17 protein-coding genes and 1 tRNA gene are annotated in these 16,077 nt (G+C 71.3%); 4 read left to right on the forward strand and 14 right to left on the reverse strand.

The genetic code is table 11. The features are described from left to right. Positions 1–637 precede the first annotated feature (637 nt). The 3 genes from ABD335_RS22895 to ABD335_RS22905 all read left to right on the forward strand — a co-directional run bounded on the left by ABD335_RS22895 (position 638) and on the right by ABD335_RS22905 (position 3,303). Positions 638–2,452, forward strand: a complete 1,815-nt coding sequence (locus ABD335_RS22895) for a glycoside hydrolase family 3 protein (RefSeq protein ID WP_344326618.1) — start codon at positions 638–640, stop codon at positions 2,450–2,452. A 65-nt stretch (positions 2,453–2,517) separates the two neighbouring features. Beyond that, positions 2,518–2,590 (forward strand) — tRNA-Arg (locus ABD335_RS22900). Positions 2,591–3,069: 479 nt separating this feature from the next. Further along, positions 3,070–3,303 (forward strand): helix-turn-helix transcriptional regulator, encoded by a 234-nt coding sequence (locus ABD335_RS22905; protein ID WP_344326620.1) that lies wholly within the window; start codon positions 3,070–3,072, stop codon positions 3,301–3,303. A gap of 193 nt (positions 3,304–3,496) precedes the next feature. Here ABD335_RS22905 and ABD335_RS22910 read toward each other — a convergent pair whose 3' ends face one another. Beyond that, on the reverse strand, positions 3,497–4,012 hold the full coding sequence (locus ABD335_RS22910; RefSeq protein WP_344326622.1) for a DUF6415 family natural product biosynthesis protein: 516 nt from the start codon (positions 4,010–4,012) through the stop codon (positions 3,497–3,499). Positions 4,013–4,162: 150 nt separating this feature from the next. On the opposite strand from ABD335_RS22910, the gene ABD335_RS22915 reads away from it, so the two are divergent. Then, positions 4,163–4,453: a winged helix-turn-helix domain-containing protein gene (locus tag ABD335_RS22915; RefSeq protein WP_344326624.1), complete on the forward strand. Its 291-nt coding sequence runs from the start codon at positions 4,163–4,165 to the stop codon at positions 4,451–4,453. A gap of 80 nt (positions 4,454–4,533) precedes the next feature. On the opposite strand, the gene ABD335_RS22920 is transcribed toward ABD335_RS22915, so the two are convergent. The 13 genes from ABD335_RS22920 to ABD335_RS22980 form a co-directional block, all read right to left on the reverse strand. Next, a complete protein-coding gene (locus ABD335_RS22920; RefSeq protein WP_344326626.1) occupies positions 4,534–4,863 on the reverse strand; it encodes a hypothetical protein in 330 nt (109 codons plus the stop codon). After that, the gene (locus ABD335_RS22925) at positions 4,860–5,309 is read right to left on the reverse strand and encodes a hypothetical protein (protein ID WP_344326629.1); all 450 of its coding nucleotides are present in this window, start codon (positions 5,307–5,309) and stop codon (positions 4,860–4,862) included. Before ABD335_RS22925 ends, ABD335_RS22920 begins: the two co-directional genes overlap by 4 nt. After that, complete coding sequence (locus tag ABD335_RS22930; protein WP_344326631.1) at positions 5,309–5,575, reverse strand: hypothetical protein; 267 nt, start codon at positions 5,573–5,575, stop codon at positions 5,309–5,311. Before ABD335_RS22930 ends, ABD335_RS22925 begins: the two co-directional genes overlap by 1 nt. 44 nt (positions 5,576–5,619) lie before the next feature. Beyond that, complete coding sequence (locus ABD335_RS22935; protein ID WP_344326633.1) at positions 5,620–6,723, reverse strand: peptidoglycan recognition protein family protein; 1,104 nt, start codon at positions 6,721–6,723, stop codon at positions 5,620–5,622. Next, positions 6,723–6,995 carry a hypothetical protein gene (locus ABD335_RS22940; protein WP_344326635.1) on the reverse strand — a complete coding sequence of 91 codons (273 nt, stop codon included), beginning with the start codon at positions 6,993–6,995 and terminating at the stop codon, positions 6,723–6,725. The genes ABD335_RS22935 and ABD335_RS22940 overlap by 1 nt, the downstream gene beginning before the upstream one ends. Before the next feature lie 14 nt (positions 6,996–7,009). Further along, complete coding sequence (locus ABD335_RS22945; RefSeq protein WP_344326637.1) at positions 7,010–7,531, reverse strand: hypothetical protein; 522 nt, start codon at positions 7,529–7,531, stop codon at positions 7,010–7,012. Positions 7,532–7,541: 10 nt separating this feature from the next. Further along, the gene (locus ABD335_RS22950; protein WP_344326640.1) at positions 7,542–8,756 is read right to left on the reverse strand and encodes a poly-gamma-glutamate hydrolase family protein; all 1,215 of its coding nucleotides are present in this window, start codon (positions 8,754–8,756) and stop codon (positions 7,542–7,544) included. A 3-nt stretch (positions 8,757–8,759) separates the two neighbouring features. Beyond that, positions 8,760–11,483 (reverse strand): hypothetical protein, encoded by a 2,724-nt coding sequence (locus ABD335_RS22955; protein WP_344326642.1) that lies wholly within the window; start codon positions 11,481–11,483, stop codon positions 8,760–8,762. 13 nt (positions 11,484–11,496) lie between these two features. After that, complete coding sequence (locus ABD335_RS22960) at positions 11,497–14,067, reverse strand: phage tail tape measure protein (protein ID WP_344326644.1); 2,571 nt, start codon at positions 14,065–14,067, stop codon at positions 11,497–11,499. A 203-nt stretch (positions 14,068–14,270) separates the two neighbouring features. Beyond that, a complete protein-coding gene (locus ABD335_RS22965) occupies positions 14,271–14,786 on the reverse strand; it encodes a DUF7426 family protein (RefSeq protein WP_344326646.1) in 516 nt (171 codons plus the stop codon). Then, positions 14,786–15,283 carry a phage tail tube protein gene (locus tag ABD335_RS22970; RefSeq protein WP_344326648.1) on the reverse strand — a complete coding sequence of 166 codons (498 nt, stop codon included), beginning with the start codon at positions 15,281–15,283 and terminating at the stop codon, positions 14,786–14,788. Before ABD335_RS22970 ends, ABD335_RS22965 begins: the two co-directional genes overlap by 1 nt. 10 nt (positions 15,284–15,293) lie before the next feature. Beyond that, complete coding sequence (locus tag ABD335_RS22975) at positions 15,294–15,731, reverse strand: minor capsid protein (protein WP_344326650.1); 438 nt, start codon at positions 15,729–15,731, stop codon at positions 15,294–15,296. Further along, positions 15,728–16,075, reverse strand: coding sequence for a hypothetical protein (locus tag ABD335_RS22980; protein ID WP_344326653.1), 348 nt, complete (start codon positions 16,073–16,075; stop codon positions 15,728–15,730). Before ABD335_RS22980 ends, ABD335_RS22975 begins: the two co-directional genes overlap by 4 nt. Positions 16,076–16,077: the final 2 nt, after the last annotated feature.

Below are 16,077 nucleotides of genomic sequence, written 5' to 3' on the forward strand. Positions count from 1 at the left end.
CGGAACGCGGAGAAGTCCTGGTCAGAGCGGAAACGAAGGAAGGTCTTCCGGAACCGGCGGACATCCGCCACCACCGCGTCCATGAGACCTCGATCACGCTCGACATCGAGAAAACTCACCGTGGCGGGCAGGCGGCCCCGACCGCTCCCCCTCTGAAGACGGCCCGCACCGCCGTCCGGTTGCCCCGGAAGAGGGGACCGGGTCGCCCCCGGGCCGCGCGACCGGCGGCTCCTTCCGCGTCCCGCCCGCCCCGCACCCGCTTCGGCATCCGTCTCGCGGCCCCCGCGGGAAGGCCGGCCGCCGTCGGGACGTCGCCCGGCCCGAGAAGCCGCCGGGGCCTGCCCGCACCGCACGGCACCGCGCGCCTCCGGGCGGAAAGCACCGTAACCTCACATATCACTCCCCTTTCACCGTCCCGTGCACCTTCCCCGCCCCGTCCACCTCCCCCGTCCCGTCCGCGTCTCCGCCCCCGCCTCGTCACCGTCGTCAATGGCCCGACCACTGACAGTCGTGCGTACCCCTGGCAGCGAACCCGGCGCGCTGGAACGATGTGCCCGCCACGGCTCCGGCATCCCCACATGCCGTTCCTTACGCGCCCGTCCCACCCGTCCCGTTCGCCCATGTGAGGAGAGCCCCGATGCAGCAGCCCGCGACCCCCTCCCGCAGACAAGCCCTCGCCGCCGGCCTGATCGGTGTGACCGCGACGCTGGCCGCCTCCACCGCCCTCGCCTCCCCCGCGAACGCCACCGGCTCCCGGGGCGCGCGCGCCAGGGCCCGGGCCATCGCCCGCCGCATGACCCTGGAGGAGAAGGTCGGGCAGCTCTTCGTCGTCGAGGTGTACGGCCAGTCCGCCGACCAGGCCGCCCAGGGCAACCGCACCCTGTACGGCGTGGACACCCCCGCCGAGGTCGTCTCGAAGTACCACGCGGGCGGCGTCATCTACTTCGACGCCCGCCGCGGCCCCGACAACGTCCGCGATCCGCGCCAGATCGCCCGCCTCTCCAACGGTCTCCAGAAGGCGGCGCGGTCCACCGGCGCGGGCGTGCCGCTGCTGATCTCCATCGACCAGGAGGGCGGCAGCGTCGTCTACCGGCTCACCGAGCCCGCCACCCTCCTCCCCGGGAACATGGCGCTGGCTGCGGGCCGCTCCGAGGACGACGCCCGACGCTCGGCCGAGATCATCGCCCGGGAGCTGGCGGCACTGGGCATCACCCAGAACTACGCCCCCGTCGCCGACGTCAACGTCAATCCCGCCAACCCGGTCATCGGCGTCCGCTCCTTCGGCTCCGACCCGGCCCTGTGCTCCGCTCTCGTCGGCGCCGCCGTACGGGGCCACCACCGCGGCGGGGTCGCCTCCGCGGCCAAGCACTTCCCCGGCCACGGCGACACCGACACCGACAGCCACACCGGCCTCCCGCAGATCAACCACACCCGCGAGGAGCTGGACCGCGTCGACCTGCCGCCCTTCCGGGCCGCCATCGCGCGCGGCGTCGACACGATCATGACCGCCCACATCGTGGTCCCCGCCCTGGACCCGACGGGCGTCCCGGCCACCATGTCGCACCCGATCATCACCGGCCTGCTCCGCGAGGAACTGGGCTTCGACGGCCTGATCGTCACCGACGCCCTGGACATGCAGGGCGCCTCGGGCCGGTTCCCGCCGGACGTCGCCCCGGTCCAGGCGCTCAAGGCCGGCTGCGACCAACTCGTCCTGGCCCCGAAGATGGACGTCGCCTACAACGCCGTCCTCGCGGCCGTCCGCGGCGGCGAGATCTCCGAGGAACGCCTGAACGCCTCCGTCGTCCGCGTCCTGGAGCACAAGATCCGCCGCGGCCTGCTCAAGGACCCGTACGTGGACGAGGCGCGCGCGGAGCGGATCGTCGGCGACGAGCGCCACACCACCGCCGCCCAGGCCATCGCCGACCGCACGGTCACCCTGGTCAGGAACGAGGGCGCCCTCCTGCCCCTCTCCCCCGCGACCCGCTCGGTCCTGGTCACCGGCTGGGGCGTCGGCACGGTCCAGGCCCTCGCCGACGCCATCGCCGCCCGGGACGGCCAGTCGGCGACCGCCCTGGAGACCGGCGCGGTCCCGGCCGCGGCCCGCATCACCGAGGCCGCCACCGCCGCGGCCCGCCACGACCTGGTCGTGGTCGCGGTGAACGCGGTCGCCGCGGGCGGCGACCGGGGCGCCGCCCAGGCCCGCCTGGTACGAGCCCTGATGGACACGGGCAAGCCGGTCGTGGCGATCGCCGTCCGCAACCCGTACGACATCCGCAACTTCCCGGACGTCCCGGCCTACCTCGCCACCTACTCCTACGGCGCGCCCTCCCTCCGGGCCGCCGTCCGCACCCTCTACGGCGACCTCTCCCCCGCCGGCAGGCTCCCGGTCACCATCCCGGCCCTGAACTCGACCGACACGCTCTACCCCTTCGGCCACGGCCTGACCTACTGACCCGCCCACGCACCCCAACACGTTCGGCATGCCCCGCCCGCATCCGCTAACCTGTCCTGAGCCACGCCTTCGTAGCTCAGGGGATAGAGCACCGCTCTCCTAAAGCGGGTGTCGCAGGTTCGAATCCTGCCGGGGGCACGCAGGTCAGAGGCCCGTTCCGTGTCGAACACGGGGCGGGCCTCAGTGCTGGAGTCCACATAGAGTCCACATCGCCCCCGGCTCACCCGTTCGGAGGAGATCAATTTCGGCCCTTCCCTACGCACCTTACGGCTGAGTAAGGTGTGAGCGAGGGGACGGTGCTGCTCCACTCCCGGCACCGTCGATCCACGCCTTCGACGAGCCCGCGGTACCTGTACGGGGAGGTACACACCGTGGGACGCGCCCCCGCCGCAAGCGTCGGCGGGGGCGCGCTTGTGTACACACATTAGACCGCCCCGGCCCTGTACGGACCGGGGCGGGACGCCCTTTGGCCAAGGTTTGGCCGGGCGTCTGGCGGCGGCCGGGCAGATCCACGTATGCCTCAGGTCCGCCGCTCCTGCGCCCCGCGCCATCGCGGGGCCGACTGGGGCACCAAATTTGGTGCTGACAAATGATCACCATGTCGTGATCGTGTCCGGGTGCCGACCGAACCCCTCCCACCGTGGGTACTAGAGGCACGCCAACGGGTCGGCGACCGGGTACGCGAGGCGCGCACGGCGCGGGGCTGGTCGCAGGAGCACCTCGCGCATGTGGCCGGCCTGGACCGCAAAACCATCTACCGGATCGAGCGGGCTCAGTACTCCACGCGGATCGATCATCTGGTGATGGTTGCTGCGGCGTTGGGAGTGCCGATCGGCTCGTTGTTCAGTTAGGTCTGCCGCCTGTATCTGCGACACGCCGCGCATGTCTGTTACGCATACATGCAGTTGGGGCCCCGCCGCTGCGACGGGGGACGCGAGCGGCGGGGCCCCAGGCCCGCCCCCTGGCTGGGCGCCGTCCCACCCATCGAGCCCTGCCCTTGGTTCGACCGCAGGCTCGGGGATGGTCCCAGGGGGCGGGAGCCTTTCAGGCGCCCTTCTGTGCGATCTCCTCATCCCACTGGCCGTGCGGCTGGCAGTCGCGGCAGGCGTAGATGTTCGCCCCGGCGCCGGAACCGGACTCCACCGCGTCCACCATGCGCGTGCTGATCTTCACCTCGCGGCACCTGGGGCACAGGCGGCGGCGCGGCTCGGCCTGCTCCAGCAGCCACGCGCAGCCCCGGGCGAGGCGCGCCACCATCGGCCGTACGGAGTCTGCCGTGACGCCGAGGGCCTCGTCCATGTGGCGGCGGATGTAGTCCAGTCGGGTCCGGGCGTCGTACCACTGGACGCTGCCGTGCCACAGCTTGTCCACGGCCTGCTCGGCGATGGGGAAGAGGAGCTGCATGTGGCCGCGGAGCGAGACGCCCAGCCCGATCAGGTCGTCGTGGGTGCGCGTCGGGTCCTCGGTGAGGGCGTCGCGGATGGTGCGGCTGATGGTGTCGGCGTCGATGGGGTCTCCGGAGGGGCCCTGTGCGGGGGTTGTGTCGGTAGCCTGGGTCATGTCGTCCTGCTCCCATCAGGTCGGCCATCCCCCCGGACCGGTCCCACGGTCGCGGGGGATCACTCTGTGTGGGGAAGCGTAGCCGCCATGTAGAGCTATACATAGCTTTCCAGAGAAACTAGCAGGTCACCGAATCTCTACGTTGCCCGTATGGCTGACGGTGGTGTCCCCGAGTTCGAGGTACGGCCCGCGCAGCTCGTCTACGTCGCGGTGGCCGACCACATCGCCGCCCGCATCCGCGCCGGAGAGCTGCGACCCGGGGCCCGGCTGCGCTCCGAGCGTGACCTCGCCGCAGAGTACGGCGTTGCCTACCTGACGGTGCGCCGCGCCATGGAGGTTCTGCGTAACCGCGGCTACGTGGAGACGGTGCATGGCAAGGGCACGTTTGTCGCCGACCCGTTGCCTGAACATGACGAAGCGCCCCCGCCCGCCAGCCCATAGGGCCAGCAGACGGGGGCACACGAACGGGGGGCTGTGGACACCCCGGGCCGGCCTCATAGCGGGGGGCCGGGCCGGGGCCTCTACACACCAGTGCGGTAGAACTCCTCCACGTCGGGCGGCGCTGGCTCGGGCGTACCGCCGAGCGCGGTCACCTGATCCCGCAGCCGGAACGCCCATCGCAGCACCGACCACACGATCCCGCCGAGCCGTGCGAGCTTCTGCCGCACGTCGGACAGCTCCTTCTCCAGCCGGTCGATGCTGGCCTGGAGGACCGACAGGTCTACCTCCTTCGCGGCCGGCGCGGACGAGATCCTCGCCGCGGCGCGCGACCCCCGCACGCTGAACCAGCCCGCGACGACGGCCGCGACCACCGCCGAGACGGCCCCCACCACAGCCACGAGTGTGCTCACCCGGGTCTCCCATCAGCGCCCCGGCGCGCGGTAGTGCGGTGCGGCTCCTCGAACTCCGGGACACGCGAGGCCCACACGATCAGCATCACGTGGCTCGTGGCGTACCACAGGGCCAGCCACACGCCGCGCGAGTAGGTGCCCGACAGGAACGCCGTCAGGTAGGCGGTGCCCCACACGACGGGGGGCACGAGCGCGGCGACGAACCCCCACCGGTCCCGGCCGACTGGCACGAACGCGGAGGCGAGCGTGACGGCGCCGCAGGCGATCCACAGCCATGACCAGTGCGTCAGGTCACAGAACCGGGTGAGGAGGTCGAGCCCGTGGGGGGATGGCGGGTCGACGAGGAACCCGGCGCCGTAGGCCATCTTGCCGGTGCCGAGGATGACGAGAGCGGTGCCGCGGCGGCCCAGGCAGACCCGCAGCCGCCGGGCCGCGCGGCACCCCATCACACGCCCCGCGGGCCGGTGGCGGTGCTGGCCTCGTAGTGCGGCGGGCGGGCCAGGCCGAGGAACCATCCCCATCCCCGGCCTGCGTGCTGCTCCAGCGCCCGGAACAGGGCGTAGTAGACGGTCCCGAACCCGGCGGTGAGGGCGGCGGTGAGGCTCGCGTCGTCCAGCTCGATGCCGAGCCGGGCGAGCTGCACCCCGACGACCCCGACGAGGTAGGGGACGAGGGTGCGCCACAGGGACGCGAGGAAGTCGTAGACGGTCATGCTTGGGCTTCTCTCTGTGAGGAGGGGATGAGCCCGGCCGCGGGTCACCAGTACAGGCCGCGCAGCCGGGACGTCTGAACCGTGACGGGCTCGGTGTCGTCCTCGTCGGCCGGGTAGTACGCCACCTCGAACCGCAGCTTCTCGTCCCGCGCGATGCTGCCGGAGTGGTGGAAGTCCGCGAACGTCAGCCCCGCCGTCGCCGGCCGCTCGATGATCCCGGACTCCCACCGGCTGCCGTCCGGCCGCAGGTGGTAGAACCGGCCCTGCACCGTCGACCCCGGGGGCATGGTCAGCGTGAGGTGCGCCATCACCGTGTAGCGGGTCGCGCCCGTGACGATGTCCACGCCCTTGATGTCGAGGGTCTTCCACTTCCGGGGGCCGATCTGCCGGTCGGTGGTGTCGTACTCGCCGATCACGTTCGGCACGTCGTCCTCCTGCTGGGGGCGGGTGGGCTTAGGTGATGAAGCTGATGGCTTTGTCGAAGATCCGCTGGGGTTCCAGCTCGCCGGGTGGGCGAGCCGATCGTCGATCAGGCGGCGCAGGGTCGGCGGGGACACGTCCACCCCACCCGCGCCCGACCGGGGGTCGATCTTGCCGGGCTGCCACTCCAGGTGGCCGATCATCGACCGCGCGGTCCACCCATCCTTCGGGCCGCCGTAGGCCCGCAGGATCGCCGCCGACGCGCGGACCATGCAGTCCCGCTGCTCTGCGGGCCACGGGTCCTTCCCGTCACCGAGGTTGATGCACTCGAAGCCGTAGAAGCGGCTGTTGCCGTCCGTGTCGGCCTTCGTCGGGCGCAGCAGAGCGTCGCGGTTGTACGTCTCGGTGCGGACCTTCGTCAGCACCGTCGAGTCGCCGCGTCCGGCGTGGTTCGCGCGCCCGTTGGAGATCAGATGGAAGCGGCCTTGCTTGTCGATGACGCCGTGGCACAGCGGCCCCGGCAGGCTGGAGTGTCCCCGTATGCACAGGTCCACGCTGCCGGACGTGCCGGACGTCACCGTGTGGTGGATCATCACGCCGTTGATCGGGCCGAACCCGCCGGTGGACGGGGGACGCTGCCGGGTGCGCCACCCGGGGTGTTCCACGACGTCCACGCCCTCCTCGCGGAGCGCGCGCAGCAGACGGTCGTCGGACAGCGGTGTGGCCATCAGACCTCCCCGCCCTCGGCCGCCTCGGTCGGGGTGACGTCCTGGGTGACCTCGCCCGTCCGCATCGCGTACACATGGCCGAAGTCCGGCGAGGCGTTGACCAGGTCCACCAGCCGCTGGAACGCGGCCTCCACGTCCTCGATGGGCGCGGACACGGGGTCCACCCGCACATGGAAGTACGTCACGTACTCCGCGCCCTTGTCGGTGCTGACGTCCCGGAACTGGAGGTTGTAGTCGGTGTACCTGGGATCGGTGGGTGTCCCGTAGGGCATGGCGCCCCCTTCTCTTAGCCGATGCGCTGGTAGAGCATCCGGGTTTGGTTGCCGCCGCGGAGGATCGTCTGACCGGTGTTGGCGGTGTACTGGGTGAACTGCATGGTCACTGCGGCGGGGCTGCTGGTGGTGATGAAAGTCCCCTGGTCGTAAGCGGAGAAGAAGCTGCTGATGTCGGTGGTGCCGCCACCGCCGGCGATGCGGTCGGTGCTGTTGGCCGGGCGGCGGAAGATCACGGACGCGGGGGCGTTGAAAGTGCCGGTGGCGTCGGTGTGCCTCGCCTGCGTGAACGATGCGAAGTCCGCCTGCGGCGCGTCCCACCTCCAGCGGAAGTCGGCGGACTCGTGGGCGCTGTAGGAGATCAGCAGCCAGTAGGCGTAGACGGCGTTCACTGCCGGGGTGAACGTGATCTGGCTGTTCACGTAGGCCGTGCTGTTGGTGACGATCTGGTCGGACGCCTGCGTGACCAGCTGCATCGCGCCCTCGTTCAGCCGGGTGTCGGTGATCAGCATCCCCGGGAGCCACGGGAACGGCACGGTTACCTCCCTAGAGGGCGACGATGGTCGGTTGGGCGAGACGCACGTCCGTGCCCGCCGTGTGGGGTTTGACGACGCCGTTGGTGGAGCGGGCCACGGTCATGCGCTGCGGGCCGGACAGCTCAGCGAAGTCCCCCCAGCTCGCGACCACGGGCAGGGTGTTCGTGTTCGCCGAGGAGAGGATCGACCGCATCCCGATCTGCCCCGGCGCCGTCAGGGACGTGTCGGTGGTCTCCACCTGCCACACGCCGGGCTCGGGTCCGCCGTCCCAGGTCCGCGCGCGGAGGGTCGAGCCCGTCACCCGGAACCTGATCCAAAACCGCCTGCCCGGCGCGTGGGTGAGGGCGGTGGTGTGCTGTTGCAGCAGCGTCTCCGTCCCAGCCACCCGGCGGCGGAGGGTGAGGATCACGGTCTGGCTGGTGGAGAACTCCAGCCTGGCCACGTAGCTGTTGTTGGTGTCCTGGTAGCGGGCCACCAGCGCGAGGAAGTGGCCGCCCCCGACGGCGGTCTTGTCCGTGGCCACGGTGGCGACCAGGTCGACGTCCGCGGCCGGGGCCGGCATCAGCGTGTAGCGGGAGACGTTGACGCTGCCGAGGGTGACGTGGCCGCGGCCGATGAACGCGCCTCGGACGGCGGCCACGTAGCGGTAGAAGTCGGCGGTGCGGGGCTTGGTGGCGCGGCCCGTCCGGGTAAAGTCCGTGAAGAAGGCTTCCCGCTGTGCTCGGCTCATCTCCAGTTGCACGCCCATCGACGTGCTGGTCTTGTTGCAGATGTTCGCCGGGTTCGTCCCGGCGATCTCGCTGGGGGCGGTGATGACTCGGAACCCCGCACTCTCCAGGCGGGCGCGGACGCGGGCGACCATCTCCGCGTCGAGCCCGCCGATCGCGGTCTCCGCCACGCCCGTGGTGCCGGTGTAGCCGTGGAAGGACAGGCAGCGGCGGGCGCCGCCCACCAGCGCCAGCGCCGTCGGCTCGTCAAAGTTCGACGATGTGATGTGCAGGTCTTGGTTCCCGGACGGCTTCATGCCGTCAAACTGGTAGTACCGCATCAGCCCACCGGCGGCGACGGCCTCGGCCATCTCCCCGGACCCGGCCTCGATGCCGCCGCCGTGAATCGCGATGCTCGCCCACGTCGCCCCCGGAGGCGAGGAGGAGAGGATGCGATAGTCGACCCCCTCCTCCTCGGCCGCCGCCAGCTCGGCGTACGACTGGTACAGGTCCCCCACGCCTCACGCTCCCTGCACGTAGTAGTCGGACGATGATCCGCCGGTGGTGGTCCATGTCTGGCCGGAGTCGGCGGTGCCCCAGCCGGTGGTGACGGTGCGGGTGTAGGTGTCCTGCGCGGCGTGCGTGGTGGAGGAGACCGTGACCGTCTCGCCGCCCACCTCCAGGTCCAGCGGGTGGTCGGCGGGGTCGGTGGTCCATGGGTGGCCGGCGGTGGCGCGGACCTCCAGCACCGTGGCCGTGGCCGTGGCCGCGGAGGCGAGGACGCTGCCGGAGGTGTCCACCCTGCCCAGCACGGCGTCTCCCACGATGCCGACGGTCCACGGCGAGGCGGGGGCGCAGGCGAGCTGCATCCCCCAGGTACGGACCCCGAGCGTTTCGGTCCATCCCTGCACGAGCTGGTCGATGGGGCCGGGTGCCCACTGGGGTGGGGTGCCGGTGATGGTCAGCCGGTCCCGCAACCTGAGCCCCATCACCGCCGGTATCAGGTGCGAGGCGCGCGCCAGGTCGAGGTTGACGGTCGGGTAGCGCGGCTCATCCACCGTGCCCAGATGCAGCCGCCATCCGGCATGGGAGGGGAGCTGGTCGTCGTTGGCGAGGTTGAGCGTGGTCGACTCGTCGTAGCGGCCCACCCCCGCGGGCGGAGGCTGCACCGACAGCGGGCCGTCCGCCTGCACCGCGTGGGCCGAACTGCCGCCCGGCCTGCTCACGGTGACGTCGTTGCGGACCGCGAGGTCGTCGTCCACCGGCTCCAAGGGCGGTTGGACCTCCCGGCCCTGCCCGTACCGCAAGGGCAGCGCCACGGGCTGGTTGTAGACCGTCGTCCGGGCCCGGTAGATGAGCCCGATCCGCTCCGGGTCCTCGGCCAGCAGCCCGCCGTCTGCGTCCGCGCACTCCTGGAGCAGCTCCAGCAGCGTGCCCGGGCGCTGCGGGCCCATAGCCGCCGACCCTTCCGGGGCGTCCACCAGCACCGGCACGCCCTCCTCGGCGCACAGGCGGGTGATGCGGGCGCTGGCCGTCTCGCCGGTGAAGCCGTGGTCGGCGCGGTTGAAGGCGGTGGTGCCGGCGGTGGCGAACACGGCGACGTGCCCCAGCGCCATGCCTTGCAGGCTGCTGCCGTTCTCGCCCGGCTTCGCCACCCGCGTCACCCGGCCCGGCGACCCGGCGTAGAAATGCGGGTCAAACGTGCGGCCGATTCCGCCGATCTGTATCCACCCCATGCGGATGGAGGTGTTGCTGCCGCTGGTGGTGGCGAAGATCCGGAAGCGTGCCCAGCTACCGACAAGGTCGGCCACGCCGCCTTCGATGATCAGATGGGTTTTGCCGTCCTCGTCCTCCCCGATCAGCTGGATACGGTCGGAGAGGAGCGCTACGTGGAGGACGCGCATGGCGCCGGTGGTGTGGACGTCGACCAGCCACTGCACCGTGCTGGGGAGCTCGTCCAGCCGGTAGACGAACTCCACGTGCCATTCGCCTGCGGGGGCGCCGGGGACGGTGCCGGAGAACGCGGCGGCTGCCCCGAGTGTCGGGAGGGCGGACGATCCGGGGAGGGAGTCGTCCGAGCCCATCTGTATGTCCGTGATCTTCATGGGGCGGACGCCCGCGATCGGCGAGTATGCCTGGGTGGCGTCCCTGTCCTCTTCCATGGGCCAGTACGCGATCGGGGAGAAGGACGGGATGCGGCGCCGCAGGGTGCTGTCGAGTGCCTTCTGGCCCTGGGAGAGGCGTCGGAGGATGCCGGACGCGGTGATCTGCGCTTCCGCGTCGTACCCGCTGGGGCCCCACTTCGTCGGCCACGTGGACACCTCGCCGATGAACCTCGTCTGCCAGTTCGCCACCTGCGCGGGCGTGGTCACGGCCCATGCCCGCCCCGCGCTGTCGGTGAAGTTGGTGGTGCCAAGGTGCAGCCCCCGGAAGTCCGGGCTCGCGACGATCGGCCCGTCGGCGCCGGCGCGGACCTCGGCCCGGTGCACCTGTCCCACCAGCGGCTGCCACGCGATGTCGGCGGTGGGGTCGTCGCCGGAGATCCGGACCGGTGCGCCCCCGGCGCGGATGGGGGTGGTGACGTTGGTGAAGTTTCCGTCGGCGCCGAGCTGCGTCCACGGCCCGTCCATGGTGGGGGCCCAGTACAGGCGGGTCGTGGCCGTAGACGCCACCGTGTTGACCTCGATGGTGGCGCGGAACGCGGCCCGCTCCGGCAGATCGCTGGGCAAAGGACGGGAGGAGAACCACCAGATGCCAGCGGTGCCGTACCAGTACACGCGGAGACTGCCGGTGTTGGTGAGGCCCAGCATCCATGAGCGGTCGCCCGTGGTCCATTTGCCGATCAGCATGCACGAGTTGCTGGGGCGCCAGTCGGCGGTGACCTCGATCCGCACGTCCAGCGCGGTGCCCACGTCGAGCGCCGGGACGTGGGGGGTGGACGCGTGCCCGGCAGGGTCGCCGGTCAGCTCCAGCCGGGACGGGCCTGCCCCCACGGACACGCGCAGGGGCGTGTTGCGCCCGATCCGCCCGTAGTAGGGGCCGACGGGGTTCCTCGGGGAGAACCTGCCGTCGGCGTTCCGCAGGGTGAGGGTGCAGGTGGTCGGGTCGACCGTCGCGGCCTCGCCCCGCTGGCCGCGGGTGATGACGATCCGGCTGTGCTCGTCCCAGTAGGGGGTGATGTCCTCCCACCGGTCCCCGAGGTCCAATTCCGCCCGGATGGGTAGCGGGGTTTCCGGAAACGCCACTTGCGCCCCTCTCTTACGCTGTGAGTTCTGCCTTCAGGCCGGGGCGGGTGCGGATCTCACGGCGGGCGGTGTCCACCCACAGTTCGCCGAACTCCCGGTCGCCGATGGCCACGCGGATCACCATCGGCCGGTCCGCCGCGCTGCCGCCGGGCCCGCCGGTTCTGTGGACGGCGGTCTCAGGCCATGCCGGGACACGCGCCAAAGTGGGGTCCACGAGGTTCGCCATCGCCGCGTCGACCGCGCTCTGACCGGCCTCGATGCCCTCCACGACACCCGCCGGAATCCACCGGCCGATCTGGTCACGCATCAGCTTCGAGGGCGATGCGATGCCCAGCGCGCGGGCGATCGGCCCCGGAATCACGCTGCGGGCCCAGTTGTAGAGGGTGTCCCGCAGCCAGCCGCCCATCGAGCGGATACCAGCCCACAGCCCGCTCACCACGCTCTGGCCCTTGCCGTACAGCAGGGAGCCGAGGCCGCCGATCGCGCGGGAGATCCGGCCCGGCAGACCACCGGCCCACAACGTGATCTCCCGAGCCTTCCGAGAGGCCGCGTCCTTGAAGTCCTGCCACGCATCGGACGCGCGGCGCTTGAGCTTGGAGCCCAGTTCGCCCAGAGCGGCATACGTCCGCCCCGGCAGCGCGTCCACGGTGTCCATCCACGAGTCCCACGTGCGGGACACCGGCCCGGAGATGTACTCCTCCCACAAACCGCCGAACCAGCGGGAGATCGCGCCACCGAGCACATCGAGAACCTCGCCGGCCTGGTCGGCTTTCTCGCTTATCCACTCTCCGAACGCGGTCCACCACTCCGGGATCTTCTCGATCAGCCCGGAGACCAGGCCGCCGACGAAAATCCAGATCGCTGCCGTCGCCGCCGAGATCAGCGCAGCACCGGCCACGATCGGCAGCGCAGCGACCGCAGCCACAAAAGCGGCCCCCATCACCGCGACCTGAAAAACCTCTTCGGGGTTTTCGGTGATGTAGTCGGCGAGATCCTGCCCGGCCTGGAGTATCGCGTCGATCAGCGTGGGGCCGAGTTCCTGGAGTTTCTCCCAGAGCTTCTCGCCCAGACCACCCAGCGCGTTGAGGATCTGGTCCGGGAGCCCGCCAGCGCCCTCGCCGGCCTCGTCCCAGAAGCCGCGCAAACGCCCGCTCAGCTCCTCCAGGCCGCCGATCGCGGTCCCGGCAGCCTCCACGAACCCCTGGGTAAGGCTGCGTTTGAACTGCTCAACACGCGTGCCAGCGTTGTCCCGCAGCGTGTTGCCGGCTTTCTCCGCAGCGCCGCCGACTTCGCCCAGGGCCTCCACAGCTTCGGACGGGTCCATGGCATCTAGTGCCCCCGCCATGTCCTCGGCTTTTGTACCGAAGAGTTCGATGGCCACAGCGTTGCGCTTCGCGGGGTCTTCGATTTTCCGGAGCCGGTCGAATACCTCGTCCAGCGCGTCCCGTGCGCCCTTCCCACCCTTGGCGAACTTGTCGACCATCTCGTCCGCGTCCAGACCAAGGCTTTTGAAGCCCCCGCGCACGCGTTCGCCGCCGGCGACGGCCTCGATGCTGAATTCCTTGATCGTGTCAGCGACCACATCGGCGTCCCGCGCGCCGCCCTTGAGGCCCTGCTGTATAAGGCCCATGGCCTGCTCCCCGGTGAGGCCCATGGACCGGAACTGCGTGCTGTATTCCGAGAACGTATCCAAGAGGTCCTCGGCGGCGTTCGCGCCGCGCTGAGTGCCGGCCACGAGAATGTCGATCGCCTCGGCGCCGTCCCGCGCGAGGCCAGTCTTGACCATCTGCGCGGCGGTCCGGGCCGCCTGGGACACGTCCTCGTCCATCAGCGTGGCCAGGTCCGCCAGCCGCGTGGACATGGACTCGATCTGGGCATTGGTCGCGGTCGGCGGCATCAGCCCTGAGCGCATGGTTGCCTGGATCGCGTCCGCGGCGCCCTGGAAGTCCTCGGTGATCGCCTGGGTGTAAAGGTCGCCGGCGATGTCCCCGTACCGCTGTGCCTCTTCCGCGGTCGCCCCAAGCTGTGCGCCGAGCTTTCCGGTGATGCGGGACTCGTCCATCGCCTCCGTGAAGGCGGCGATCAAGGCCGCTCCGCCTGCGGCGCCGATCGCCGCGCCGGCGGCGGCGAGACGCCCCTGCCCGGCCTCCACTTGCCCGGCGGCGTCCTGCGCCCCCTGCTCCCCGCCCTCGGCCAGACCGTCACCGAGCGCCTCGCCCGCCTGGTCGCCCGCCTGCCGCGCCTCGGTCGTGAGGTCGGAGCGGAGCCCGTCGACTTCCCGCTCGGCCCGGTCCACGCCGTCCGCGGCCCCGTCGGCGAGCCCTTCAGCGAGGGCGTCGCCAGCGGAGTCGCCGGTGCGGTCGGCGTCGCGGACGAGGGCCGTGTGGAGGTCGGCGAGTTGCCGCTCCGCCCGGGTCGCGCCCTCGCCCAGCCCGTCGGCCAGGCCCCGCCCGGCGCGGTCGCCGGCGTCGGTGGCGTCGTCGGCGAGGCTCCGCATCTCCCGCTCTGCGCGGTCCACGCCGGTGTCCAGGCCGCGCGTGTCCAGCGACAGGAACCCGACCAACTCGCCGACGGTGAGCGCCACAGTGGCCACCTCCTACCTGTGGTTCTGCTTGGGTGGGTTGAGGCGGCGGGCGATCCGCGAGTCAGCCGACAGGAGGCCGTAGATGCGGGTGCGGAGCCATATCCACGACCGCTGCCGGAGGATGCCGGAGCGCACGTCGATCTGGTACACCTCGTGGAGGTCGGCCTCGATGAGCGCCCACTCCGTGAGGAGTCGGTCCCACGTCAGTCCGCTTGCTCCGGCGGCTTGCGGGCCGTAGCCCGGGGCGTACTCGTAGTACTCCGGGAGCCCCGTGATCGGGTCGATTTCACCGCCTGGGACGAGCCCTGGCGGGTGCCCGTCGCTCTGCGCGCCGCCCGATTCGGGGCCTCGGGTTCCGGGCGGCCACCAGCCGCCTTCCAGTAGCGTTCGGCCGCCGACGTGCCCGTGGAGATCCACACGATGGCGGTCATCGCCGCGTGCTTGAGCCACGCCCACTTCACCCCGGCCGCCACCATCTCGTCATACGCGGGGCCGAGGACGAGCCGGTACAGGTCGCGCTCTTCGTCGTCGTTGAGGAACTCCATGTCCGGCCGGGTGCCGTCCTTGGCAGCCTGCCGCATGGCCTCCACGAACCGCTCCACGATCAGCCCGTCCTCAGCGGGCGGGGACGGGATGACGTACTCGTGTGTCCCGTCCCTGCCCGGTAGCGGCAGCCGGATCGTCTCGTCCAGCAGCTCATCGAGCGCTTCGAACGCCATCAGGGGGTCACCTCGGGCGCGGCCGGGTTGGTGATCAGCTCCAGCGGCCCGTCGCCGTCCATCGTGGCGACCACCGAGCCCAGGGCGGTGTAGTCGCCGCCCGCCGGGGCCCACGTGACGACCGCGTGGCCCTCGTAGGCTTCCGGCAGGCCGTCGCGGTCGTACCAGCGGATGTGGACCTTGGATGTGCCGCCCCAGCCGAACGCGGCGGCGCGGATGTGCTCGTGCACCGGGCTGTAGGCGGTGGCGTCGGCGGTCCGCTTCCGGTTGAAGGTCACGGTCACCTGCCACGTCTGGGCGGTCTTCGTGTTGCTGCCCCAGCCTCCGTTCTCGTACTCGCCGGACGCCTGGAGCGTCGGGGGCGCGGTGAAGGTGAAATCCGTGATCCCGGGGCACAGCTCCCAGGTCGGCGTCTCGGTGGTGCCGGTGTTGACCTCCAGCCGCCAGCGGCGGGCGAGAGCGGTCTCCGGCGTGGCCGGCGGGGTGGGAGTCGTCACGACGGTCCTCCTATGCGATCAGATGGGGCGCGGACCGAACCGTCCGCAGGTAGTAGTTCGCGGGCAACTCCTGACGCCCCCGCGGATCGGCCGCCGGAGTGGCCAGGCTGTTGCGCCACGCGAGGTTCACGTGCACCCCGCCCAGGGCGAAGTGCTCGCGCATGTGCAGCAGCTCGAAGACGGCGTCCTCACGGTCGAGCACCACACGTGGGTCCGGGCCTGAGCGGAACCAGAACTGCACGCCCTGGACGATGTCCTCGGTGCCGGACGTGGAGTCCACGTCGTACGGGGTGAGAGCGATCAGGTCGTCCGGGGTGTCGGGCTTCCGGGCGACGGTGATCCCAACCTCCCCGGCGTTGTAGGCGCCGCCCGGGCGCCACACGCCGTGCCCGTGCGCGGCCAGCAGCTCGGCCAGCCCGGTGAGGAGGCTGGTGGTGTGGCCGCTCACTGGAACGCCCTCCGGATCTGGGCGGCCACGATGGCGCGCACCTCGTCACGGGAGTCGTTCAGCGCACTCTCCAAGTACTTCGCCCTACGGCCCGGGGCGTGGCGCCACGTCAGTTCCTCGTGCTGCCGCGCGGCATACGGGGCGTCGTAGGCGACCGCCGCCCTCAGCGCGGCAGGGTCCACCGACGCGGTACCAGAGCGGACGAGTTCGCCCTCGTCGATCGGTGCCCGGTCGTTGGACACCCCGAGGACGTGCTCCGCGCCCATGAACAGCCCGCGGGCCCCGGCTGCCCGGATCTCGCGGGCCGCTCCGGTCAGGTTGAGGGTGAGCCGTGCACGCGGCATGG

Source organism: Streptomyces macrosporus (genome assembly GCF_039533145.1).
GTDB classification, from domain to species: domain Bacteria; phylum Actinomycetota; class Actinomycetes; order Streptomycetales; family Streptomycetaceae; genus Streptomyces; species Streptomyces macrosporus.